The sequence below is a fragment of the Shewanella sp. 3_MG-2023 genome (assembly GCF_030548765.1).
Taxonomy (GTDB): domain Bacteria; phylum Pseudomonadota; class Gammaproteobacteria; order Enterobacterales; family Shewanellaceae; genus Shewanella.
The window spans coordinates 1-24,607 of record NZ_JAUOSH010000039.1; the positions used below are offsets into that span (position 1 = coordinate 1).

A 24,607-nucleotide genomic window follows, 5' to 3' on the forward strand; every position below is an offset into this window, starting at 1 on the left:
GGGCTGACGCCCAATGAGTCAGAACGATTGTTCTGGTTAAACTCTAAGACTGTGGCCAATATTTCTTGACCACTACACTTGATACCCATATATAATACCTATGGATAAGTAGGTTTTATAACTTAGTTGTCACTTCAAAATTGACTCTGCGGATTTTTGAGCGCTCAGCTTTAGTAAGCTTTTTACCTTTATCTTTAATGATATGGGCACTTGAAGCTAACTGATTTGGAGAGGCGCCAAGTACGACAAGGTGTTCAACTAATCCTTCAGCACGACGTTTTGCAAGTGCTTTATTGTATTCAATGGTGCCTTTATCATCCGTGTAACCTTGAATATCAATCGATTTGTTAGGGTTATTTGACAGGTAAGTCACAATACAAGACATATTACTGTCTAATCGGCTGTATGGTTTGTCACTGTTCACCTCAAAAAATACCGGTCTAAAGCCTGTCACTTCGGTTTCTTGCTCATTTTGTAATGCGTAACTTTTGCAAGCTGGAGATAAAGAAACCTTTTGCGGCGTTTCGGGGGCTTTTTCTGGTGTTGATTTACAGCCTGAAATGACAGTAAATGCTAATATTATTGCTGAATATTTTAAATGTTTCATATCTATATTTAGTCCATTAAAAAAGAAGTCGTAAAATTACCTATTCTATAATTGCGGGTCAATAGTAATTACATTAATTTTAGCGTTTGTTGCTTAAAAAATTTATATCGCAACATACTTAATGATTACTTTTGTCGTTGTTACATACTTTTGGGTGTGTTTGTTTTGTTTGATTGATAATTTAAATTAATTGTAATTATATTAAATGTTGTTTTTTCATATGCGATGCTGCACCATATTATAGATTTTTTATTACTAGGTAGTTAGTCTACATACCTTTTGATTATATTTAGGGATAAACCTGTACTTATGGATAAGTGTCAAGAATCGAGCCTATCAATTGATGATAAAACTTTTGTGGCTGGAATGAATCAAACTAAAACAGTTGAGAATAAAACTAATTTGATTGGGAAATGTTTGAAAAAACGTTACTTAATTGAGTCTAGAATCGGCCATGGTGGCATGAGTGACATATATCGAGCAAAAGATTTATATCTCGAATCACTTAATGTTTCTGAGCCATTTGTGGCAATAAAAGTATTATTATCGGAATTTGCTGATGCACCTGAGGCGCAGCAAGTATTAATTAAAGAGTCGATTCAAACACAACAACTTTCCCATCCCAATATTATCCGTGTTTATGATGTGGATAGCGATGATGCTTACCATTTTATGGTCATGGAGTGGCTAGATGGTGAGACATTAGAGCAGGTCATCAAACGCTCTAAACCATCGGGCATTAACTTTAAAGGCACAATGCAAATCATTGAGCAGATTGGCTCGGCTTTGTCTTATGCGCACAAGCAAGGGATTGTTCATACCGATTTAAAACCTTCCAATATCTTTCTCACTCGTAAGGGTGACATTAAAGTCTTTGATTTTGGTGTTGCTAAAAACTTTCAGCAAAACGCAGATCAGTACGCATTAGCTGAAGCCGATTCTGATCCTTCTTTAACGGGTTATACCCCTGCATATGCAAGCTATGAACAGCTTTTAGGCGAAGAAGCATGTGCTGCGGATGATGTTTTTGCATTTTCTTGTATAACCTATGAATTATTAACAAGTAAACACCCATATTTAAGAGTCGCTGCTAACGAAGTCGATACCAACAAACAAAAACTGACTAAACCAAAACACCTCAGTTTTCGCCTTTGGTTAAGCTTAAAAAAAGGTTTAGCGATTCATAAAGCGCAAAGAGAACTCGACATACAGTCATTAATTACTAAGTTTCAAAGTAAGAGCTGGCCTGTGCCTGTTTCATTAGCCGCTGCTGCTTTGATTGGTGTTGTAGGTTTTCAGATGCATCAAGCTTCTGAACAAAAAATTGGCGATTTAGAAAATATCATTTCAGCTAATGAGCAAGTCAAAAATGAGTCTGATGCATACGAGTTTATCACTGCCTCGACGCTATTTAAGCAAATTGATGGTCTTCCGATCGAGAAAAATTTGATCCGCGATGGTTTATTGAGAAAACATCAAATCGAAGTCTTGGATTTAATTGAGAAACAAATAGCAGCTGTGCCAAAAAGTGACAATGGTTTATATCAAAACTACGGTCAAATTGAGTTAATAATTGCAGACATTAGCCGTTACTACCCCGATTCTGTGAGGTTGTTGCAAATCAATAATCAGATGAAGCGAAGTAAACAATCAGTCATTGATTCTTTGTCTGATCGTCTGACTGTGTTGTTGTCGCAATCTCGCTATAACGAGACTGGTGATAACAATATTAAGTTGATTGTAGAAGGTTTAGCTTTCGTAGAGCCTAAATTTAAGTATATGCCTAATGAAGAGGCGCTAGTTTTATATACTGCTTCATTTGAGCAGGCGTTAAAACTTCATGATGTTGAACAAATCAGTGCACTTATTACCACTGGAGAAGTTGTTTTTTCAGCAAGTCCTGAAGCTGAACCATTATTGAAATATGGCGCATCAATGCGTGTTGCTGTTAAAAAGCTTAATGATTTCAACCGTGATACTGAAAGTGGTTCTGCTGCTGAATATCCTTATGAAGCTGCCGAGGTATTTTATCGTGATACGTTCAAGGTGCTTACAGAACAACTTGATCTTATTGATGATCCAAAGAAACTGCATGCTTTTGACAAAGAAGTAGCCATTTTAGCGACAAGTATGCCTGCCGACTTTGAACCCTTACTGACTCTTGAGAAACGTTTAGCGGCTTCTTTTTTACGTCAAGCGAATATCTATTTAGAAAAACAGTACTTAAAAACTGCTCGTGAATTATTTGCCCGCGGTAATGAGCTTTATGAACGTTTGAATGGCGTACAACGCTTATAAATATGTTGGTGAACGTGACTAAGTTTAATGGATTATGAGACGAGTAATAAAATGGAATTAACGTTAGAGATTGTAAGTTATCACAGACTATCGCCCGAGCAGGTCAAGGTTATTAATGTTGGTAATGTTTTGAGCTTAGGAAGGTCTGAGACTTGCGATTGGCATATGCCTGATCCTGATAAAGTGGTATCAGGTAAGCATGCTCAAATATCTAAACGAAATGATGGTTTTTACATCGAAGATTTATCAACTAATGGTTTATTCATCAATCGTGCTGTTGAAGCGCTAGGTTCGGGTGCCGCCCACAAGATTGAGCACGAAGATTTGTTAACTTTCGGTGACTATGAGGTCAGTGCGAAGCTAATTTCGGCAACTGACTCTGCTCATAATAGGCATATGTCTGCTGGAGTTCAGCAATCGAACATTTTACCTGCAGAGGCAGTCATTAGTTCGAGTGAGCCTGCTTTTAACAACGATTTTAATAATGATATTACTGGTTTTGATGCTCAAGAATTATTAGGTAAAGCGAGTTCAAACTCAGCACTATTATCTGAAGTTAATGCCGACCTACAGGATCACTTTAAGCCACCAGAATCTACAATCCCAGAAGAATGGGATAAGGATTTCTTTGAGCAGAAAAGCACTCCAGCAGCGACTCCAACAGTTGCTGCTAAACCTTTAGTGGAAACGCCAAGGCCTCAAGCTGCACCGCAAGCACAAGTCAAACCCGTCGCTCGAAGCACGCCGCGTACAACACCAGTGCAAGAAGCTAATACACAAGTTCAGCCGGTAACATCTCTCACTCAAGCTTTTTTTAAAGGCTTGGGGGTAGATGAACAAGACTATGGCAAAGTGCTGAATGAATCGTTAATGCTGGAATTAGGCCAAAGTATGCATTTAATGCTGACAGGTCTAATGGATTCTTTGCGTCAACGCTCTCAGCTTAAAATGGAATTCAGAATTAATCAGACGACATTTCAACAAAGAGAAAATAATCCGTTGAAGTTTTCGGCCAATATTGATGATGTATTTCAAAATTTATTCTTACGTAACAGCGCGAGTTTCTTGTCTTCACAACAGGCGATTACAGAAGCCTTCAATGACGGACGCAAGCATGATATTGCTTTAACTGCCGGCACCATTGGTGCATTGCAAGGCTTACTTAATGAGTTAGACCCTCAGGCGATAGAGCAAAAAAGTCAGAGTCAAACGATAACTGATATGTTGCCAGGTCAAAAGCAAACAAGACAATGGAAAGTCTACAAAAGCTTACATCAAGATTATAAAAATGAATTCATGAGAGATAATTCTGCAGCGTTATCAGATGATTTCGTGAAAGCATATGACAGTAAACTTAAATTACTTTAGGGAGAAACGGTAAAATGAAACTTAAAATTAGTATTTATTATATTGCATTGGTCTTCACGCTATTATTCAGCACTGGCTGCAAAACGATTAATGCTGTTGTACCGCCTTATACGGATATTACTTTTCAAGCCAGTAAAGATATTAATCCTGATATTAACCTTCGTCCATCACCGGTCGTGGTCAAAGTGTTCGAGTTGTCTTCAAGAACCATTTTTGATACTCAAGACTTTTTTACATTATATGAAGATGCTGAGTCTGTATTAGGCCCAGATTTAATACGCAAAGATCAATTAGAGCTTCAGCCTTCTGAAATTCGTGAGTACCCAATGTCTTTAGGGGCAAATACTCGCTATGTCGGTGTGGTTGTCGCGTATCGTGATATTGACTCATCGCGCTGGCGTTCAGTGGTTGAAGTTGATCCTACAGGCTATGACAGTATTACGATAAACATCGAAAAAATAGCCGTTTATAACTCTGAACAATAATGCATTTTTGATGAAGCTTTCTGGTTTAGAGAAATTGCATTAACGTTTTATAGAATAAAAATAAAGACATTGAACGTCATTATATAATAGGGAAATTATGAGTGATTTTAGTCCTGTAGCATGGACGGAAGGGATGTTCCTGCGTCCACAACACATGCAACAACAAGAGCGATTCTTACAATATCAGCAAACTCATGCGGTCAATAAACTTAACCCTTTTGCGTGGGGAGTGACCAGCTTTGAAGTGAATCATGGATTATTACCCCTAGGACAATTTGGTTTAGACAGAATTGAATGTATGTTCCAGGATCACACGCTGGCATTATTACCAGAGCAAAGTCCTTTACCTAAAGCGATTTCAATTCCTGCTGGCACCATTGATCAACTGATTTATATTGTTCTGCCTGTATCTAAAAGTAACAGTCTTAATATTTCGTCGGAAGAACAAAATCAAATAACAAGATATGTGTTTGATGATCATAATATTGTGGATACCAGTTTTGGCTCTGATGCTACAGAAGTGCTGCAGGTGGCCAAATTAGATTGTCGATTGAAATTGCAAAGTGAAGACCGTTCAGGCTATGTATCCATAGCGATAGCAAGAGTCATTGATGTTTCTGATGAAGGTGTTGTTAAACTTGATAAAAAGTTTATTCCTGCCTGTACCGGTATTTCCCACATTAAAGCCCTGCAAAATATAAATACCGAAATCAATGGCATGATCCAGCAACGAGCTGATGCTATCGCTGGAAGATTAAATCAATCCCAAAGTGCTTCAAGTTCGATTGCAGACTTTTTAATGCTGCAATTGTTGAATAAGTATCAACCTATATTTGAACATTACTCTGTAGTTAGCCATGTTCACCCAGAAACCTTTTTTTGCTCTTTGCTGTCATTCTCTGGTGAATTAGCTACGTTTAGTAGCCCAGATAAACGCCCGCCTAAATTCCCTATCTACCAACATGACAATCTTACGTATGTATTCAGTAATGTGATGGTGATTACCAACCATGGTTTAAGTACTGTTCTTGAACAAAGTGCAACAGAGTTTGCGTTAGAAAAGACCAAGTTCGGCGTATATTTTGCCACCATTTCAGATAAAAGCATGCTTGATAATGCAGACTTTATTCTGGCTGTAAAAGCGAACGTGCCGAGTGAGGAGCTTCGCCAAAGGCTGCCATCACAAATAAAAATTGGTTCAGTAGAAACGATACGAGAATTAGTCAATAACCAACTGGCGGGTATCGGTATCTCAACCTTACCAATAGCACCACGACAAGTGCCGTATCATGCCGGTTATCACTACTTTCAGCTTGATAAAAATAACAGCCATTGGGTAAAGCTGAAATCTAGTGGTGGGTTAGCTATGCATATTTCAGGTGCATATCCTGAGTTACAGATAGAGCTTTGGGCTATCAACACGTAATAAACACAATGTATAAGGATATTGGTTGTGGAAGATAAAACTATTGTTAAACCTCGCCCTGGGAGAGGGGCTGGATTAGCAACCAGTAAACCCAAAGTTAATGATGACAGTCAGAAAACATTGGTACAAGAAATCAAATTTGATAACCGAGCACAAAGTGCGGTGTTAAGTTTAGCGCAAAATCCGATTGTTGATTTTGCAGGAACATTACTATCGATATGTACCCAATTGCGCACCAGTGCTCAGCATGATGATATTGATACATTACGAGTTCATTGTGTTGAGTTAATTAAAAATTATGAGCAGCAATTACGTAGCGCTGATGTGAGTGCAGAAGATATAAAGTCTGCGCGTTACTGTTTGTGTTGTTTTATTGATGAAGTTGTATTGAATTCACCTTGGGGGGAACAAAGTTACTGGGCCTCCGACAGTTTATTATCAACCTTTCATAATGAAACCTTAGGTGGTGAGTATTTTTATACATTACTCGATGCATCATTAAGACAGCCCGAACAAAAGTGTAATTTATTAGAATTAATGTATTTATGTTTAACCCTTGGGTTTGTTGGAAAGATGCGCGTTGAGCCACAAGGTGATCAACAGTTAGAGGCATTAAGAGAAAGAACATTTTTGGTGATTCAATCGACGAAAGATGATTTACATCGTGAGCTGTCACCTTCTTGGCGACAGAACATCGCCTCAAACCAAACCTTTGAACAGCCATTTCCATTGTGGGTTATAGGTGCGCTTTTTGGTGTGTTGTTATTGTTTATTTACTTAGGATTTAGATACAGCATTAATGACTACTCATCAACAGCTTATAAGCAACTTACCAGTATTGTGCCATGGGAAGACACCGTTGAAGAACAGTTGATCAGTCGCGATGAAGCCTTGTTACTGCAGCAGTTATTACAAACTGAGATTTCTAAAAACTTATTAGAAGTTGAACAGTTAACCGATCGGGTGAGAATTAGAATTGAAGCGGGGGAGTTATTTGCATCAGGTAATACTCAGCCTCGTTCTGATTTTGAAGCTATTCTGGCAAAAATTGCCAGAACACTTGAAGGCACTTCAGGGAAAATTCTGATTACAGGTCATACTGACGATGAACCTATCTTTACCTCAAAATACCCTTCGAACTGGCATCTATCTCTAGCAAGAGCAACTTCAATAGGTAATGTTTTGGCTCAAAATGCGTCTTTACGAGGTCGTTTATGGCCAGAAGGAAGAGGCGAGTCAGAACCGAGAGTTGCCAATGACAGTGAGCAAAACCGCGCATTTAATCGTCGTATCGAAATAGACTTACTGTTTTAGCATTACACAAAGGAATTGTAATAATGTCTGCAAAATCAATTGGCAAAAGGATTGTCGATATTTTTAAATCTAAATGGGTTATCACAATCATTGGATTTACATGTTTAGCGTTATTGATTTGGTTTGGTGGCCCCTTAGTGGCTATTGCTGGTTATGAACCGCTTGCATCAACAGCTGTGAGAGTGATCGTACTATTGGTCATTGTCATCATTTGGGGTGGGCTGCACTTTATGCAGCAGGTCAAAAATAAAAAACAAAGTGATGAAATGGTAGATAGCCTCATTAATGGTGAGGGTGAAACGGTTTCTGGTGATGATCTCGTTAAAAACGAAATAGATGTTCTGCAAAATAAGATGACCCAAGCTTTAGACATCTTAAAGCAGACTAAACTGACAAAGAATAAAAGTATTTACGAGCTCCCTTGGTACATCATGATTGGCCCTCCAGGTAGTGGTAAAACGACAGCTATTCAACATTCAGGTTTAGAGTACCCATTAAAAGAAAAAATGGGTGTGGATATGATTGAAGGCGTCGGCGGCACACGTCATTGCGATTGGTGGTTTACTAACAAAGCCGTGTTGATAGATACCGCAGGTCGCTATACCACACAAGATAGTCATGTAAAACAAGACTCTAGAGCGTGGCAGGGCTTTTTGGGCTTACTGAAAAAGTATCGTCCAATTAGGCCTATTAATGGTGTGATTATTAGTATGGGAATGTCTGAATTGCTTAACCAGACTAAAACCGAACGTAACATGCATGCCAGAGCGATTAAACAACGCTTACAGGAGCTACAAAACCAATTAGGCATGACGTTTCCTGTTTATGTTTTGTTATCTAAATCGGATTTAGTAGCAGGCTTTAACGAGTTTTTTGATGATTTAACAAAGGAAGACTGTGAGCAAATTTGGGGTGTAACTTTCCCACTTGATGTGGATGAAGAAACTGACATTGTTAGTACATTCAATAAAGAGTTTCATCATTTACTGCTGACTTTAAACGCAAGATTAAATACCCGATTAAGGCATGAGCGAGATCTGGAACGTCGAGCTGCGATTTACGAGTTTCCTAAGCAATTAAGGCTCTTACAAAGCTCGGCAGATGACTTTTTGAAAGAAATCTTTGCACCAAATGCATACGAAGAAGCACCGTTACTTCGTGGGGTTTACTTGACGAGTGCCACACAAGAAGGCACACCGATAGATCATCTTTCAACTCATTTATCGAGCGGGATTAAAAGTAAAACTAAGGCAAGTTCCAATGGCAAAGTAAGAAGCTACTTTATAAAACGTTTATTAGAAGATGTTGTTTTTCCAGAAAAAGACCTCGCTTCAAGCAACAGAAAACATACTAATCAAAACAAATTACTGAGAAAGGCATCGTTAGCTATTGCTGCTTCGGTCACTTTAGTCGCGAGTTATTTTTGGTGGGAGAGTTACGACTGGAATCGACAGCTGATAGACAATACATACCACGAACTTGCTAAATATGAAGACGTTACCCAAGGTGGCTTGTCTTCTAAGACGGATATTGTCACTTTAACAAAAGGCTTAACGATTATTCGAGATTTACCTGTTGGCTATGGTACTGAAAAATCGGAAGATGCTCATACATTAGGGCTTTATCAAGGCGATAAATTAAAGCAGCCAGCGACAGCCGCTTATGTGAGGGCACTTGAGTCCCACTTAAGACCTTTAATGCTATCTATTCTCAGTGAAGAAATGGATGCTAATGGCCACCACCTTAATTATCTCTATGAAACATTAAAAACCTATTTAATGTTGTATTTACCTGAGTACTATCAAGCTGAAGACATTAAGATTTGGTTTTCTGCTTACATTGACCGCAATGTGATCGGCAATGTAAACGCTGAAGTGCGCCAACAGCTTAACCTTCATATTGAAACCTTACTTAATTTAGGGATTCGGGGCGACAACTATGACGAAATGGTTGTTGGTGGTGCTAGGGCCAATTTAACCATGCTACCCCTGGTTGAACGTGCGTATCAGCGTTTAAAAAGTGACTATTCGCAAAGCAGTATTCCAGATTTTGAATTGGTCGATATCCTCAGTTCTGACAGTTTAGATGGGTTAGTTTTTGGAAGTGGACGTCAGTTTAATCAAGGTATTCCTGGCCTATACACCTTCAATGGTTTCCATGGCATTTTTAATATTGAGAAAAATAAAATTATTAAAAACTTAACGGCAGATAGTTGGGTTTATGGTGATGAGTTAGCAAATTTAGACGAGCAAGCACGAAACCGCTTAACAGCTGATCTTGAGAGAAAGTATATTCGAGATTATATTTTTTACTGGGAAGACTTTTTAAGTGATATCACGGTTAAACCTTACTCGACTCTCGAGGAAGCTGAAAGAGTTACTGCAGCATTAGCAAGTCCAGATCAACCGATTAAAACCATTATTGCAGCAGTGCAAAAAAATGTGCAATTGACAAAACTGCCCATGGAATCCAATAACTTAAAAGCGGCATCTGAAGTGGCTGGCAATGTTACTGATGTTGCTTTTCGTTCTAAAAAAGCGCAGTTAAATCGTTTGTTACCTGATACCGCGATTGAATTAGATGTGGAATTACCAGGTAAAGAAGTTGAAGTGGCGTTTGCTGAGCTAATAGAAATCAATTTAACTGATGTCGATAAAATTCAAACAACCCTCAGAGCGCTTAACCGTAACTACGCCAAACTCATGTTGCAGTCAGATATTCGCGGTAACGTGATGAATCAATCTGTAGAAGAAAGTTTTGCTCAAATGGGCAGCAATCTATCAGAACAATTAATTGATCTTCCACATCCAGTGAAAGGTTGGCTAGGTGGGGTTGCATATCAAACACGTACTTTTGCCAAATCGAATCAAAATCAACGCTTTAATGGCATTTGGCGTTCACAGGTTTTAGCTGAGTTTAAAGGCGCGATTGATGGACGTTATCCATTTAATCGTAAATCTAAAGTTGATGTGAGATTGAATGACTTCAGTAAATTCTTTGGCTATGGCGGCACACTCGATAAGTTTTGGGATCAATATTTAGCAATGCATGTTGATACCAGTAAAAAGCCGTGGCGATTCATTCGAAATATTGGCATTCAAGATGATGTTTTGATTATGTATCAACGTGCTGAAGTGATTAAAGAAGCTTTTTTTGAGCCTGGTAGTAAACGCCCTAAAATCAATTTCTCGCTAGAGCCTCAGCTATTAGACCGAAGTGTCAGCTTGTTCTTATTAGAAATGGATAATCAACAGCTTAAGTATCAACATGGCCCAACCAGAAAGGAAATGTTTATTTGGCCTGGCCAAGGTGCAAACAACGAAACGCGCATCGCATTCTCGCCCCCTAATGGTGGCCGCTCAATCAATATGAAATATGAAGGTGAATGGTCTTTCTTCAAATTACTTGATGAGTTGAGTAATAAGCGTCCTCAAACTAAAAAGGATGGAAAATTGATGATTAACCTGAGTGGATATAACGCTGAACTAAAGCTTATTGCTAATAGTGTGAACAATCCATTTTGGATGGCAAATATGGAGACATTTAGATGTCCTGTGAACCTTTAAAAAGTATTGGTTATTGTGGAAAAATCCCTGCTAAAGGAGATTTTATTCAACAACATTTGAATCAGGACTTTCTGAAAAATTGGAATGATTGGCTTCAAGCTGTGCTTGCTGTAAGTAAGGAACAAGCCGCAAATGAGTGGCTAGATTATTACCTTACAAGTCCAATATGGAATTTCTCCTTATCGGCAGGCATATGTTGTGAAGAGGCGGTGATAGGTACTGTTATACCGAGTGTGGATCAGGTCGGCAGGCATTATCCATTTACAGTCGCGGGTTTTCATTCTCAATCTGCACTTAGAGGTTGGTGTGATAACACTTGTTCACCAGTGTTTGAGCAGCACATTTTATCGGTATTAGAGGATGACACTGCAATAGACACTTGGTTAATTGAATTACTTGATAACACGTTAACAGTATCAATGGACAAGTATTCATTCTCTGAAGTGGAGTCAGAGGATCAAACCAAAACAGCTTGGGTGTTTACTGGTAGTCAAAGCCCTGAATTATTGTCACTACTGGATCAACAGTATAAGCGTAAATTTAATCGCTACAGTATTTGGTGGACGGAAGGTTCTGCTGATGTTGAGCCTTGCGTCATTATTACAGAAGGCTTGCCGCAGGTGAGCCAATTCATCTCGATGCTAAATGGACAATGGAAGCAAACTAGTTGGAATATGGCCGAACTTAATAAGGATGAACATACGTGCACTTAAGTCATGCTTTGACCCATCGGGGTACAATAAGAGAAATTAATGAAGATGCATTTTTAGAATTGCCGTATTTAGGCGTTTGGGTTGTTGCTGATGGGATGGGTGGTCACGCAGCTGGTGATGTTGCAAGTCAAACTGTTATTGACGGAATTCAACAATCATTGGAACAGGTTGAGCCAAATGAAATCACTATCGAATTACTGAAATCTTCTTTGCAGAACAGTAATCGTATTTTACAGCAAATGAGCGAAACTGAGTTTGAAGGTAAAGTCGCCGGTAGTACCGTGGTTGTGCTGTGGTTAGATAATGATCAGTATCATATGTTATGGGTTGGAGATAGCCGAGTATATCGGTTTAGAGAGCAACAGTTAACTCAACTGTCTAAAGATCACAGCCAAGTCAATGACATGGTAGACGAAGGTTTACTTGCACCTGAAGAAGCTGAAACTCATCCCTTGGCAAATGTCATCACACGAGCAGTAGGCGTAGATGTCCATTTGGACATTGATTATCGCAGCGATAAAGTAAATGAAGGTGATATCTTTCTTTTATGCAGCGATGGCCTAAACAAAGAACTTAACGATAACGAAATTCAAAGAATCATTCAGTCTGAAAACATTATTGACTCAGGTTTAGCTTTGTTACATGCATCGCTAGTGAGAAATGCACGTGATAACGTGACATGTATATTAGTTAAACATACTCATAAAGTGTCTAGTTTAAGTGAGGAGTGCGATAAAACAATTCCAGTTTTTGTATAACCAGCGATTAATAGAAAGTAATATTAATAAATATAGTTAAAGCAAACTAATTAAAAAGAGTTTTAATTGTATGGTTTACGACCAAAATACGTCAAAAAGTATTAGTTTTTAATTTAATTTTCATTAATCTGTTTATTTAATCTTGTTATGTTTACTGATTTATATAAAATACATCAAATAGTATTATTGGAAAGTATTTGGTTTTCAAATTTAAATAGTAAGTGTTATTTATGTCTATTTAAGGTAAGGAATACACTAAAAAGTATTAGTTATTCGAAAGAAACAATATTTTTATAATTCAAGGATTGAATTTAATTGAACCAGCTCAAAGAATTATTCATTAATGATTTAATATTACCTATTGCTGAAGATTCAGCAACGGGTATTGATCCCCGTGAAGATATCAGCCCGACGTCAACTTATTACTTACTAAAAGATGTAAGGAATAATGCGCGTGCAAAAGAGCGAAAAGCTCTGATTGATGAAGAAGATCTCTTATCTGTCGCAGTAGATTGGCGTCCCATTTTTGAACAAGTTCCTGGCGTACTCAAAGACCAAACCAAAGACATTGAATATATTGCTTGGTTTATTGAAGCAGCTTGTCGGTTACATGGCTTTAAAGGACTGAGTTTTGGTTTTACGCTTGCAGCTGAATTGATTGAAACCTATTGGGACGACCTATACCCTACACCTGAACCTAACGATTTATCCGAAAGGATAGCTGCACTTATTGGCCTAAACGGCATTGAAAGTGAAGGTTCACTCATTCAGCCCATTAAAACAATCCCGATCACTGAAGGCGGCTATGCCTTTTCCACTTGGCAATATGAACAAGCTTTAGAAGTGGATCGTTTAGATAAAGATAAGCAGGAAAAGCGTTTTGATACAGGTGCCGTATCACTTGAAGAAGTTGAACTGAGCATTAAAGAAACGCCAGATAGTTTCTATATAGATTTGAATCAAGACATTGATGATGCCATTGCTGCATTTTTACGTTTGTCCGAAGCCATGGACAGCGCAATGTCAGGCCAACCACAACCTACTAGTTATATCCGTAAAGCGTTAGAGGCATGCGCTTTACAGATCCGCACTATTTCAGCACCCATTCTCGAGAAAGTTAACGTCAGCGAAGATGTTGACCCAAGCGAAGCGAGTGAAAGTGACAGTGTGGTGAGTGATGCTGGCCAAAACGGAATGAGCCAACAGCTTAATTCACGTGCGCAAGCGATAAATAACCTAGAAATGATAGCGACCTTTTTTAAAAAAACCGAACCTCACTCTCCAATGTCCTATGCCATTGAACAAGTGGTTCGTTGGAGTGACTTAAGTTTACCTGAGTTGCTGCAAGAACTAATCCAAGACGGAGAAGCGAGGAATGGCTTCTTCAAACTATCTGGAATTAAAGCAGAAGATAATCCCTAGTTGATTACTCACAATATTATTGAAAGGAGTTCAAATGAGTGTACATGATCGATTAAAACGAGTGAGAAAGCCACGCGTCCACATTACCTATGATGTTGAAACTGAAGGCACAGTAGTTAAGAAAGAATTGCCATTTGTCATCGGTATCACTGGTGACTTCTCTGGACATAACACTGAAAAGCTTAAGCCATTAAAAGATCGCCGCTTTGTGCAAATTGATCGTGATAACTTTAATGATGTATTAAAGCGTATGAGCCCTCAGTTAAACATCGCAGTGCCAAATACATTGGCTGATGACGATTCTGAAATGAAGGTTTCGCTTAAGTTCGATAGCATGGAAGATTTCGAACCTGCAGCCATTGTTAATCAAGTTGAGCCATTAAAAAAATTAATGGAAACGCGTAATAAATTGCGTGACTTGATGACGAAAGTCGATCGCTCTGAAAACCTTGAGAACATTCTGGAAGAAGTACTAAGCAATACAAATAGCTTAGACAAACTTGCAGGTGAACTTAACCTTAAAGGAGCAGAGTAATGAGCATAGAAGCAGCCACATTAGATGCGACATCTGAAGAGCAAACAATAGAAGCATCGATTCTTGAACAAGCAATCGGTGCCACTAAACAGACTGATTCAACTCGTGCTGAAGAACTCATTCGTTCACTCACCGAAGAAGCCCTTAAAGGCACAGTGCAATGGGATAAAAACCTTACTGTTACCTTTAATAAAGCGATAAGCCAATTAGATGAAGTCATCTCTAAACAGCTATCAGCCATTATGCATAACGATGAGCTACAAAAGTTAGAAGGTAGCTGGCGTGGACTTCATCATACGGTTAAGAATTCTGAAACCAATGCGACATTGAAAATCCGTGTGATGAGCTTGTCTAAAAAAGAGCTACATAAAGATTTAAGCAAAGCGGTTGAATTTGATCAAAGCCAAATGTTCAAAAAAATCTATGAAGCGGAATTTGGCACACCAGGTGGCGAACCATATGGCTGTTTAGTCGGCGATTATGAATTCAGTAACCATCCAGAAGATGTTGAGTCTCTTTCACTCATGTCGAATGTGGCAGCAGCAGGATTCTGTCCATTTATTTCAGCATCTGGCGCTTCTTTATTCGGTTTTGATGATTGGACTGAACTAAGCAAACCGCGTGATTTAGAGAAAGTATTCGAGTCTCTTGAATATACGCAATGGCGTTCATTCAGAGACAGTGATGACTCTCGCTTTGTTACATTAACAATGCCGCGCGTATTAGCACGTTTACCATATGGCTCTGCCACTAAACCTGTTGAAGAGTTTTGCTACGAAGAGTTTGATATTGACGAAGCAAGCGGGCGCTCAAAAGTGGCTGGTCATGACGATTACTGCTGGATGAATGCGGCTTATGTGATGGCGACGAATATGGGGCAGGCATTTAGTCAATACGGTTTCTGTACTGCAATTCGTGGTGCTGAAGGTGGTGGTAAAGTTGAAGGACTACCAGCCCATGTATTCACTAGCGATGATGGCGACCCAGACTTAATGTGTCCAACAGAGATTGGCATTACTGATCGCCGCGAAGCTGAATTGAGTAAGTTAGGTTTCTTACCTTTATGTCATTATAAACATACTGACTACGCAGTCTTTTTTGGCGCTCAATCTTGTCAGAAGCCAAAAATATTCTCAAATCATGATGCAACCGCTAACGCAGCAATTTCATCACGCTTACCTTACCTAATGGCGACTTCTCGTTTTGCTCATTATTTAAAAGTAATGGCACGCGATAAAATCGGCAGCTTCATGGAAGCTGATGATGTAGAAGCATGGCTAAACAGATGGATCCTGTCATTTGTGAATGCATCTGAAGGTGGTGGACAAGATATTCGTTCTAAATATCCACTTGCAGATGCGAAGGTTGAGGTTAAAGAGATCCCAGGTCAACCGGGTTCTTATAATGCAGTAGCATGGCTTCGTCCTTGGTTACAAATGGAAGAGTTAACTGCTTCTTTGCGTTTAGTCGCTAAAATTCCGAAAGTAGGCTAATCAGCGAAAGATAGCCGGATTTGTTTTCAAGGATAGAAACAAACGATGACGCAAGAAGCTATTTCATTTGTTACAAGTGAAATTTTTAAAGAAGACACCGATGTCCCCACATCGGTGTCTTCTACTCCTCAAAAGCTTAAAAATAAGCATCTTGTTGAACGATTCCTCAGGGAGTCTGATTCAACGAGATCGCTTTTGTTATGGCTTGAGAATTCAAACCATTCACTGTCCCGATTCGATAAAGTATCGGTATTACCTTTCTTGATCAAAGCAATTGAGGAAATAGACAGGCAGTTAGAGCAACAAATAAATACCATTATTCATCATGCATCCTTTCAAGCCCTAGAAGCGAGTTGGCGTGGAATTTTGTATATCGTTAACCAGCAAGAAATGCATGATAAAGACCAAAAGGTCAAAGTTAAGCTGTTAGATTGCTGTTGGCTGACATTATCAAAAGATATCAATCGTGCGATAGAGTTCGACCAAAGTGAGTTTTTTAAACTCATTTATAACAACGAATATGATATGTCGGGTGGAGAGCCTTTTGGTGCGTTGATTGGCGACTATCAAATGAGCCATAAAAATCGTCCGGGAGTATCGACAAACGATATTGATGTTTTAAAAGATATTTCTCGCACAGCTGCAGCGGCATTTGCCCCCTTTATAACCTCAGCAAGTCCTTCATTATTTGGGGCAGACGATTTTACTGATTTATCTGCTCATATGAATATCGGCAAAATATTTGAACAACATGAATATTTGAAATGGAATTCATTAAGAAAAATGGACGATGCACGGTTTATCGGCTTAACCCTGCCAAATATTTTAATGCGTTCACCTTATTTGATAGACGGCACTCGCAGTGAAGGCTTTAAATTTAAAGAGTCGATTAAAAATCCAAATCAGGACCATTTATGGGGCAACGCGGCATATGCTTTTGGCGGCATAATTATTCGCTCATTTAGTGACTCTGGTTGGTTTGGGCATATTCGTGGTTTAGAACCAGGAGCGCGAAAGAAAGGACTCGTTTGTGACCTTGCAGTTTGCCAGTATGAAACTGACTTATACCGTAAAAGGAACAAACCTTCGGTGGATTTACTTGTGAGTGATAGAGCTGAAAAGGCATTGTCTGATCAAGGCTTTATCCCACTATCTCCAGTATCCGGGTGTGAGCACTTAGTTTTTTACAGTAATGCCTCTATACAAGAACCACCGAAATATGAGCTTTTAGAAGACAACATCAACGCTAAATTATCGTCAATGTTGCAATACATTTTATGCGTCTCTAGGTTCGCACATTACATCAAAGTCATTGGCCGTGAAAAAATTGGCTCTTTGAATTCTGCTGAAGCATGTCAGCGAGACTTACAATTGTGGTTACACCAATACACGACAGCATCTGAAGTTTCATCTGATGATGTACGTAGTCAATACCCACTTCGAAATGCTCAAGTGCAAGTTAAAGAAATGCGAGGAAAGCCAGGTCATTTCTATTCAATTATACAACTTCAACCGCATTTTCAATTAGATCAAATGGTTTCTAGCATCAAGTTAGTGACCGAACTTACGTCAAGAAATTAGTAAAGGATTACAATGAAAAATATCAATCAAATGCTTAATAATGGTCAATTACAACAAGCTATTTCATTCGTTGAAACAGAGCTGAAAGAAGATCCGATGAATGTCGATCTGAAAAGTGCGTTAATAGAATTGTTATGTATCAATGGCTCACTTGAACGTGCTGATAAACAGCTTAATTTATTAGTTCAGAAGCACCCTGATTTCCTTGTCGGGGCATCAAATCTGCGTCAACTCATTAGAGCGGAGCAAGCTAGGCAAGACTTTATGTCAGGTCAAGCGACACCGAAATTGTTTTCCCAAACTGATACCCACTCTGAAGCATTAATCAAACTTAGATTAGCGTTAACTGATGCTCAGGATGATGTGACTGTTTGTGCTGAAAACCTTGAAAGCCATCGTCCACAAGTTAGCCTAGTTTTTGACGAAAATACCAAAGAAGAAATTAGAGATCTAGACGACACCTTAGGTGGATTTATTGAAATATTTGGCACCGATGGTCATTACTATCTAGCCCAACATTCAGAAATTGATTATATCCACTTCAAACCCGTCTCGTCATTAGTGGAAACCGTTTGGCGACGTGTTGAGCTCGCGATTAAAGATGGCCCTAGTGGTGAAGCACATATTCCTATGGTCTATGGCGGCAGTGAAACAGATGCGCAAAAGCTTGGCCGCGAAACCGATTGGGAAGAAGTGGCAACAAATGTCATGTCGGGCAAAGGGCTAAAAATGTGGTTTGTTGATGATAATGCCTTGGCATTAAATCAAATCCAAAAAATTAACACTCCTGCTCTGCAATAAATTAACTCATGAAAAGCACTCAACCAATTATGGCATCCGTACTCGATAGATTAATCGATGATGCACCTGATGAACAAGATATTAAAGATAGTCATCGCGGACTTAATTTACGCCAACTTAGGGCTAATGTTCGTCGGGATCTTGAAAATTTACTCAATGCTAAATTGCAATGGCAAACATGGCCTGATCATTTAGCAGAGCTCGATAAGTCGTTAATGAATTACGGCCTAAGAGATTTTTCATCAATGCCAGTTGCAAGTTTAGATGGTCGTCAAATGTTGTGTCAGCAGGTTGCTGACACCATCAAACGCTTTGAACCTCGATTTTTAGAAGTCATGGTCGAAACCGTTGATAACGAACAGCCATTAGATCGAGTGCTTAGATTGAAAATCAATGCGTTGCTATATGCAGATCCAGAACCTGAATTTATTACCTTTGACTCAGAAGTAGAACCTATTCATCTCGCCATGATAGTAAATGAGGCATCATTGTGAACCAAGAATTATTAGAATATTACAATCGTGAGCTCGCTTATATCAGGCATATGGGATCAGAGTTTGCTGAGCAATACCCTAAAGTCGCGGGCAGATTACGATTAAGTGATGAACATGTTGAAGACCCACATGTTTCTCGAATGATTGAAGCTTTCTCTTTGTTAACAGCGCAAATTAGACAAAAGCTAGATGACAGTTTTCCTGAGTTAACTGAAGCATTGCTAGGGCAGTTATACCCAGATTATCAAGCACCGATACCTTCGATGTCTGTTATTCAAGTGACGACTGAAAACCTGTCGACGACAGGTGTGTTGTTACCTAAAAATACCAAGGTTGATACGCAAGTTGAAGGAATGAAAACCTGTCATTTTCAAACATGTTACGACATGAAATTATGGCCTATTGAAGTGACAAAAGCTCAATTTCAGAATGCGCCTTTTACAGCTCCTGAGCCACAATGGCCGCAACGTGCTAAAGCCATTATTAAGCTTGATATTGCCTGTGAATTTGAAGAAATGAGCATGCAAAACTTGGGGCTTGGTAAGTTACGTTTTTTTCTTAATGGACAAGATCATCAAACCTTCCAGCTATATCAACTTCTTTTTGAGCATAGTCTAGGATTTGCTTTAGTTAATGAAAGCAAATCAGTGTGCAAGTTTTTAACCAAACGTCATTTAAAAACTGTTGGTTTTGATGATGAAGAGCAGGTTATTCCTTACAGTCAACGCAGTAGCAGTGGTTACCGTTTATTGCTTGAGAACTTTATTTTCCCTGAGAAATTTTTATTCTTTGATATCGATGATTTAGAAGATTCATGGCAGGGGATTGACGACTCATTTTCACTTTATATTTACTTAAAAGAAGGTTCGCAAGATTTAGAGAAGCAAGTCTCTGCCAGCCATTTTTTATTGGGTTGTACGCCAGTTATCAATTTATTCGAGCAAAAGCTAGAGTCTGTAAGTATTGAAGGCGCTCAATATGAATATAAGTTAGCGGCTAAGTATGCCGATGCCGAAGTCTCTGAAATCATCAATATACAAGAGGTGATTGCTTATGATCCTAAGGATAATAAAGTTGAAGTTACCCCATTTTACGGTGAGTCTCATCCTCAATACTTAGGCCATAACAATCTGTTTTGGAATGTAAGAAGAGAATCTGCAAGTTGGGCTGGTGGCTACACTGAACAAGGCACAGACTCCTATTTATCATTAGTCGACCATAACTTTAAAGGCTTTACTCCAGAAGAAGATTACGGCGCTTGGGTATTAAGTATTACTGCGCAATGCAGTAATCGGAATTTGCCAGCGCATTTACCTTTTGGCACTGACGAACCTAAGATGTTTGTACCAGAGCGTGCAGATATCATTAAACAAGTTAAATGCTTATTAGCGCCAACTTTACCTGTCAGAGCCACATTAGGTGATGCCTCAAGGTGGCAGCTAATTAGACACCTTTCTATTGACAGTTTTAGTGGGCCAAATGCATTAAATAACTTAAAAGAAACGCTTAAGTTATATGACTTTAAGTGTTCACCAGAAAATAAAAATTTAATAGAAAATATACATCATGTAGAAGTGAGCCAAGATACTGCTAGGGTCAATCAGAATGGCCGAATCAGCTTTTGCAGCGGAAGTCATATCGAAATTACTTTTATTAAAGATCACTACTCAGGCAGTGGCGTATTTTTCTTTTGCTGTATTTTGGACCATTTTTTCTCACAGTTTTCAGTGGTAAATAGTTTTACCCGCTTAAGTATGCGATTTAAAGATCAAGACGCCATTTATCATACTTGGCCAGCACGTTCAGGGAAGATACCGCTGTTATGAATCTACAAGCCATCCTTGAAGCGCCGACTGAGTTTGATTTTTATCAAGCGGTATATCAATTCCAATTGCAATTATCTCATCAAGATAAAGGCTATAGAGTCGGTCACGATGCGATACCATCTGAAGAACTAATTCGATTTAAATCGGATCAGCATTTAGGTTTCCCAGGCCAAGCAATTAGCAAAATTGACGCAAAACTTAGCCAGCGTACAGGTAAGCAAGCAGCCGAAATGCATGTGTCCTTTATGGGGATGACTGGGCCAAGTGGGGTATTGCCGCAACATTATACCGAATTAGTCCTTGAACGATTGCGCCTCAAAGATACTGGCATGCGTGATTTCTACGACTTATTCAATCATCGGTTAATTTCCTTGTTTTATCGAGCATGGGAAAAATATCGCTTTGCAGTTAATTATGATTCGTCACAAAAAAGCACATCAGACAGTTTCAGTCATGTGTTGAACCAATTAAGTGGCGGAGGCACTCATAGCCGTTATTACAGTGGTTTCAGTCAAAGAAAGTCTCCTAGTGCAGAGTCATTGAGGCTGATGTTAGAAGATTTCACGGGTTGCATCGTTGAGATAAAGTCTTTCGAAGGGCGATGGCAGTCATTAGCTAACACTGAGCAGACAAGGATGGTGAGCCGCGCTATGCCTGAGGGCCAATATGCTCAGTTAGGAAAAGACGCCAGTATTGGCAGTAAAGTGTGGGACATTAACTCCAGTATTACGATTAACATCAAACCCAGTGAAAAAGGTTCTGTTGCTTCTTTTTTACCTGGAGAACCTGGGTACCTTCCGCTTAAAGAATTAGTGGATAACTACTTAGGTAAATCAGTAAAACACAAAGTTTATTTAGAAATAAAACAGCAAGATGCGCCTAAAGCGCAATTGTCTATGTCTGCTGTCCCACTGGGACTAGGATGCGGTTTATTAAGTCGCGCAGATAATGGACAACAACTTAAACGCCTAATGATATAAATAATAAAGGACTATAAACATGTCAGCGATGACCTTAAGTAAACTGGTTGAAAAACTGAATCCAGTGTGTCGAAAATCTTTAGAATCTGCCGCGAGTATTTGCCATAGTCGCAGTCAGTTTACCGTCGAAATAGAGCATTGGTTACTTGCTTTACTCGAAGGTGATTCTGGTGATTTAAACATTATTAATGCCAGCTTTTCGATTCAAAAAGAACAACTCATAAGTGAAGTGAGAAATGGACTAGAAAAGTTCAAAACAGGTAATAGTGCCGCGCCAAGTTTGTCACCGCATATTGTTAACTTACTGCGTCAAACATGGCTGAACACCACGATTGAATTTAATGATGATGAGATCCGAACCGCTTATATCATTTTTACATTATTAACAGATGACTCTTTAAATTCATTGGTTTCTCGCTCTGCCAAGCGGTTAATGAAGATAGACCCTGCACAGCTCAAACATGCTTGGCCCCAACTGGCTAGGCAGTCAACAGAGCATAAAGTATCAAGCTCTGATATTGAAGAAACACAAGCAGTTCAGAGTGCCCCGAGTAAAACACCTAGCTTGGATCAGTTTACTCAAAACCTGACTGAACAAGCCAAACTCGGTAAAATTGACCCTATCTTAGGCCGTGATAATGAAATCAGGCAGATGATAGATATCCTTACCCGCAGACGTCAAAATAACCCTATCCTGACGGGCGAAGCTGGAGTGGGCAAAACGGCTGTTGTTGAAGGTTTAGCATTAAAAATCGCACAACAAGAAGTCCCTGATGCACTGCTTAATGTCAGTATTCATGTTCTAGATTTAGCATTATTACAGGCTGGTGCAGGCGTTAAAGGTGAGTTTGAAAATAGACTTAAAGCACTGATTAATGAAGTTAAAAGCTCAATTAAGCCAATAATTCTATTTATTGATGAAGCGCATACCATGATTGGTAGTGGTGGCGCAGCTGGGCAAAATGATGCTGCAAACTTACTAAAACCTGCATTAGCACGTGGTGAGTTAAGGACGATAGCCGCAACAACATGGGCAGAATATAAGAAATTTTTTGAAAAAGATGCAGCACTAACTCGCCGATTCCAAGTCGTCAAAATTGAAGAGCCTAGTCCTGAGCAAGCGGTCGCCATGATGCGTGGTTTATTACCCGTTATGGAGACGCATCATAAGATCTTAGTTTCAGATCAAGCATTATGTGCAGCAGTAAACCTTTCACATCGTTATATAACGGGACGCCAGTTACCAGATAAAGCGGTCAGCCTTCTTGATACTGCGTGTGCCAGAGTCGCGATGAGCCAAGCTTCAACACCAGGCGCTGTCGAGTCATTACAACGTCAAATCCAACAGCTTGATACCCAAATAGCTATCTTATCTCGCGAACAAAAAAACGGTTCAGATCACAAGAAAGTATTGGCCGAGCTATCAAAAGCACAGAAAGGCTTTGAAAAAAGCTTAAAACCATTAATCAAACAATGGGAATCTGAATTAGCCACGGTGAAACAAATTTCGGAGCTCGTTGAACAGATCCAAGCGCAGAATGATGACAGTACAGATTATCTGGCTCAATTGACCAAGCTAAAGCAGACTTTAGCTGCAAACAAGCAACCTATGGTGCATTGGCAAGTTGATGAACAATTAGTGGCTGAAGTGATTTCTGACTGGACAGGAATACCTGCGGGTAAAATGCAAGATGATGAAATAGCGACTATTTTAGATCTTAAAGCCAGTATGTCAAAACGCGTAATTGGCCAAGATCATGCTTTAGATTTAATTGCTAAAACAGTTCAAACATCTCGTGCACAACTGGGCGATGAAAAACGTCCAATAGGCGTGTTCTTATTAGCTGGCCCAAGTGGTGTCGGTAAAACTGAAACCGCATTGACCTTGGCTGAACAGGTTTATGGCAGTGAAGATAATGTCACTGTTATTAACATGTCAGAGTTTAAAGAAGAGCATAAGGTTTCATTGTTACTAGGCTCACCTCCAGGTTATGTCGGTTATGGTGAAGGTGGGGTATTAACTGAAGCGGTTCGCAGAAAACCATACAGTGTGATTTTGCTTGATGAAATGGAAAAAGCGCACCCAGGTGTGCAAGATATATTCTATCAAGTGTTTGATAAAGGAATGATTAAGGATGGTGAAGGTCGGGATATTGATTTTAAAAATACCATTATCATCATGACATCTAATGCAGGTACAGATACCACAATGTCATTATTTGAAGATGAGGAAACCATCCCTTCAATTAATGGCCTACGCAAAGCGTTACAAGATGACCTGCTAGCTTATTTTAAACCTGCATTTTTGGGGAGACTTAATGTCATCCCATACATCCCGCTGAGTAAATCTATGCTCAATGACATTACGACTTTGCAATTACAACGAGTGGGTAAGCGATTAAATAATCATTATCAAGCCAAGTTTAGTTATAGCGAAGATGTGGTCACGAAAATTGTTTCAATGTGCCAGGATGCTGGTTCTGGTGCACGTAACGTTCACAATATTTTGCAAAACACCATGTTGCCTGATCTTTCTATTAAAATTTTACAAAACATGGCTAGTAATAAAAAAACCACTAATGTCAAAGTGAATGTTGAGAAAGAAGAATTTAATTATAAAGTCTAAATACATACTTATAGGTGTGTGGTGGTCATAAATATATTATTAAGTATTAATAATATATTTTATTAATATAACTACTATTTTGCGTAAAAATGAATTTTACGTAAAATAGTGTTACTTACGTCTATGGTTTTTATTAATACTATTATAAAGTATTAGTTTGGGGCTTTAGTTATGTAGTTATAAAGTATTACATGAGCGGCTCAATCTTTATTTTTGGTAAGTTACTGATTTTATTTTTTATTTTTATTTTCAAATTACATTGAAAGTATTGTTGATAATAAAAAGGTATTTGATATAATCTCGTTGCTTTAAAA

18 protein-coding genes are annotated in these 24,607 nt (G+C 38.9%); 17 read left to right on the top strand and 1 reads right to left on the bottom strand.

What is annotated here, in order from left to right:
- Positions 1–115: 115 nt before the first annotated feature.
- Complete coding sequence (locus tag Q4591_RS17655) at positions 116–607, bottom strand: OmpA family protein (protein ID WP_303462160.1); 492 nt, start codon at positions 605–607, stop codon at positions 116–118.
- Between the two features lie 417 nt (positions 608–1,024).
- On the opposite strand from Q4591_RS17655, the gene Q4591_RS17660 reads away from it, so the two are divergent.
- The 17 genes from Q4591_RS17660 to tssH all read left to right on the top strand — a co-directional run bounded on the left by Q4591_RS17660 (position 1,025) and on the right by tssH (position 24,293).
- Entirely contained in the window at positions 1,025–2,905 is a 1,881-nt protein-coding gene (locus tag Q4591_RS17660) for a serine/threonine-protein kinase (RefSeq protein WP_303462162.1), read from the top strand.
- Positions 2,906–2,956: 51 nt separating this feature from the next.
- A complete protein-coding gene (gene tagH, locus Q4591_RS17665; RefSeq protein WP_303462164.1) occupies positions 2,957–4,273 on the top strand; it encodes a type VI secretion system-associated FHA domain protein TagH in 1,317 nt (438 codons plus the stop codon).
- Between the two features lie 14 nt (positions 4,274–4,287).
- Positions 4,288–4,758, top strand: a complete 471-nt coding sequence (gene tssJ / locus Q4591_RS17670) for a type VI secretion system lipoprotein TssJ (RefSeq protein WP_303462166.1) — start codon at positions 4,288–4,290, stop codon at positions 4,756–4,758.
- 97 nt (positions 4,759–4,855) lie between these two features.
- Positions 4,856–6,184, top strand: coding sequence for a type VI secretion system baseplate subunit TssK (tssK, locus tag Q4591_RS17675; RefSeq protein ID WP_102531752.1), 1,329 nt, complete (start codon positions 4,856–4,858; stop codon positions 6,182–6,184).
- A gap of 27 nt (positions 6,185–6,211) precedes the next feature.
- Positions 6,212–7,498, top strand: coding sequence for a type VI secretion system protein TssL, long form (gene tssL, locus Q4591_RS17680; protein WP_102528960.1), 1,287 nt, complete (start codon positions 6,212–6,214; stop codon positions 7,496–7,498).
- 23 nt (positions 7,499–7,521) lie between these two features.
- Entirely contained in the window at positions 7,522–11,064 is a 3,543-nt protein-coding gene (tssM, locus tag Q4591_RS17685) for a type VI secretion system membrane subunit TssM (RefSeq protein WP_303462171.1), read from the top strand.
- Positions 11,046–11,777 (top strand): type VI secretion system-associated protein TagF, encoded by a 732-nt coding sequence (gene tagF / locus Q4591_RS17690; RefSeq protein ID WP_102528962.1) that lies wholly within the window; start codon positions 11,046–11,048, stop codon positions 11,775–11,777. Before tssM ends, tagF begins: the two co-directional genes overlap by 19 nt.
- Positions 11,768–12,535 carry a PP2C family serine/threonine-protein phosphatase gene (locus Q4591_RS17695; RefSeq protein ID WP_303462175.1) on the top strand — a complete coding sequence of 256 codons (768 nt, stop codon included), beginning with the start codon at positions 11,768–11,770 and terminating at the stop codon, positions 12,533–12,535. The genes tagF and Q4591_RS17695 overlap by 10 nt, the downstream gene beginning before the upstream one ends.
- Positions 12,536–12,850: 315 nt before the next feature.
- The gene (gene tssA, locus Q4591_RS17700; protein ID WP_303462177.1) at positions 12,851–13,957 is read left to right on the top strand and encodes a type VI secretion system protein TssA; all 1,107 of its coding nucleotides are present in this window, start codon (positions 12,851–12,853) and stop codon (positions 13,955–13,957) included.
- Between the two features lie 34 nt (positions 13,958–13,991).
- Positions 13,992–14,492, top strand: coding sequence for a type VI secretion system contractile sheath small subunit (tssB, locus tag Q4591_RS17705; protein WP_102530897.1), 501 nt, complete (start codon positions 13,992–13,994; stop codon positions 14,490–14,492).
- Entirely contained in the window at positions 14,492–15,985 is a 1,494-nt protein-coding gene (gene tssC / locus Q4591_RS17710; RefSeq protein ID WP_102530896.1) for a type VI secretion system contractile sheath large subunit, read from the top strand. Before tssB ends, tssC (Q4591_RS17710) begins: the two co-directional genes overlap by 1 nt.
- Positions 15,986–16,030: 45 nt before the next feature.
- The gene (gene tssC / locus Q4591_RS17715) at positions 16,031–17,566 is read left to right on the top strand and encodes a type VI secretion system contractile sheath large subunit (protein WP_102530895.1); all 1,536 of its coding nucleotides are present in this window, start codon (positions 16,031–16,033) and stop codon (positions 17,564–17,566) included.
- A 12-nt stretch (positions 17,567–17,578) separates the two neighbouring features.
- Positions 17,579–18,367 carry a type VI secretion system accessory protein TagJ gene (locus tag Q4591_RS17720; RefSeq protein WP_102529479.1) on the top strand — a complete coding sequence of 263 codons (789 nt, stop codon included), beginning with the start codon at positions 17,579–17,581 and terminating at the stop codon, positions 18,365–18,367.
- Positions 18,368–18,375: 8 nt separating this feature from the next.
- The gene (gene tssE / locus Q4591_RS17725) at positions 18,376–18,861 is read left to right on the top strand and encodes a type VI secretion system baseplate subunit TssE (protein ID WP_241904026.1); all 486 of its coding nucleotides are present in this window, start codon (positions 18,376–18,378) and stop codon (positions 18,859–18,861) included.
- A complete protein-coding gene (tssF, locus tag Q4591_RS17730; RefSeq protein ID WP_303462186.1) occupies positions 18,858–20,687 on the top strand; it encodes a type VI secretion system baseplate subunit TssF in 1,830 nt (609 codons plus the stop codon). The genes tssE and tssF overlap by 4 nt, the downstream gene beginning before the upstream one ends.
- On the top strand, positions 20,684–21,667 hold the full coding sequence (tssG, locus tag Q4591_RS17735; protein ID WP_102529476.1) for a type VI secretion system baseplate subunit TssG: 984 nt from the start codon (positions 20,684–20,686) through the stop codon (positions 21,665–21,667). The genes tssF and tssG overlap by 4 nt, the downstream gene beginning before the upstream one ends.
- A gap of 19 nt (positions 21,668–21,686) precedes the next feature.
- A complete protein-coding gene (tssH, locus tag Q4591_RS17740) occupies positions 21,687–24,293 on the top strand; it encodes a type VI secretion system ATPase TssH (protein WP_303462189.1) in 2,607 nt (868 codons plus the stop codon).
- The last annotated feature ends 314 nt before the right edge of the window (positions 24,294–24,607 follow it).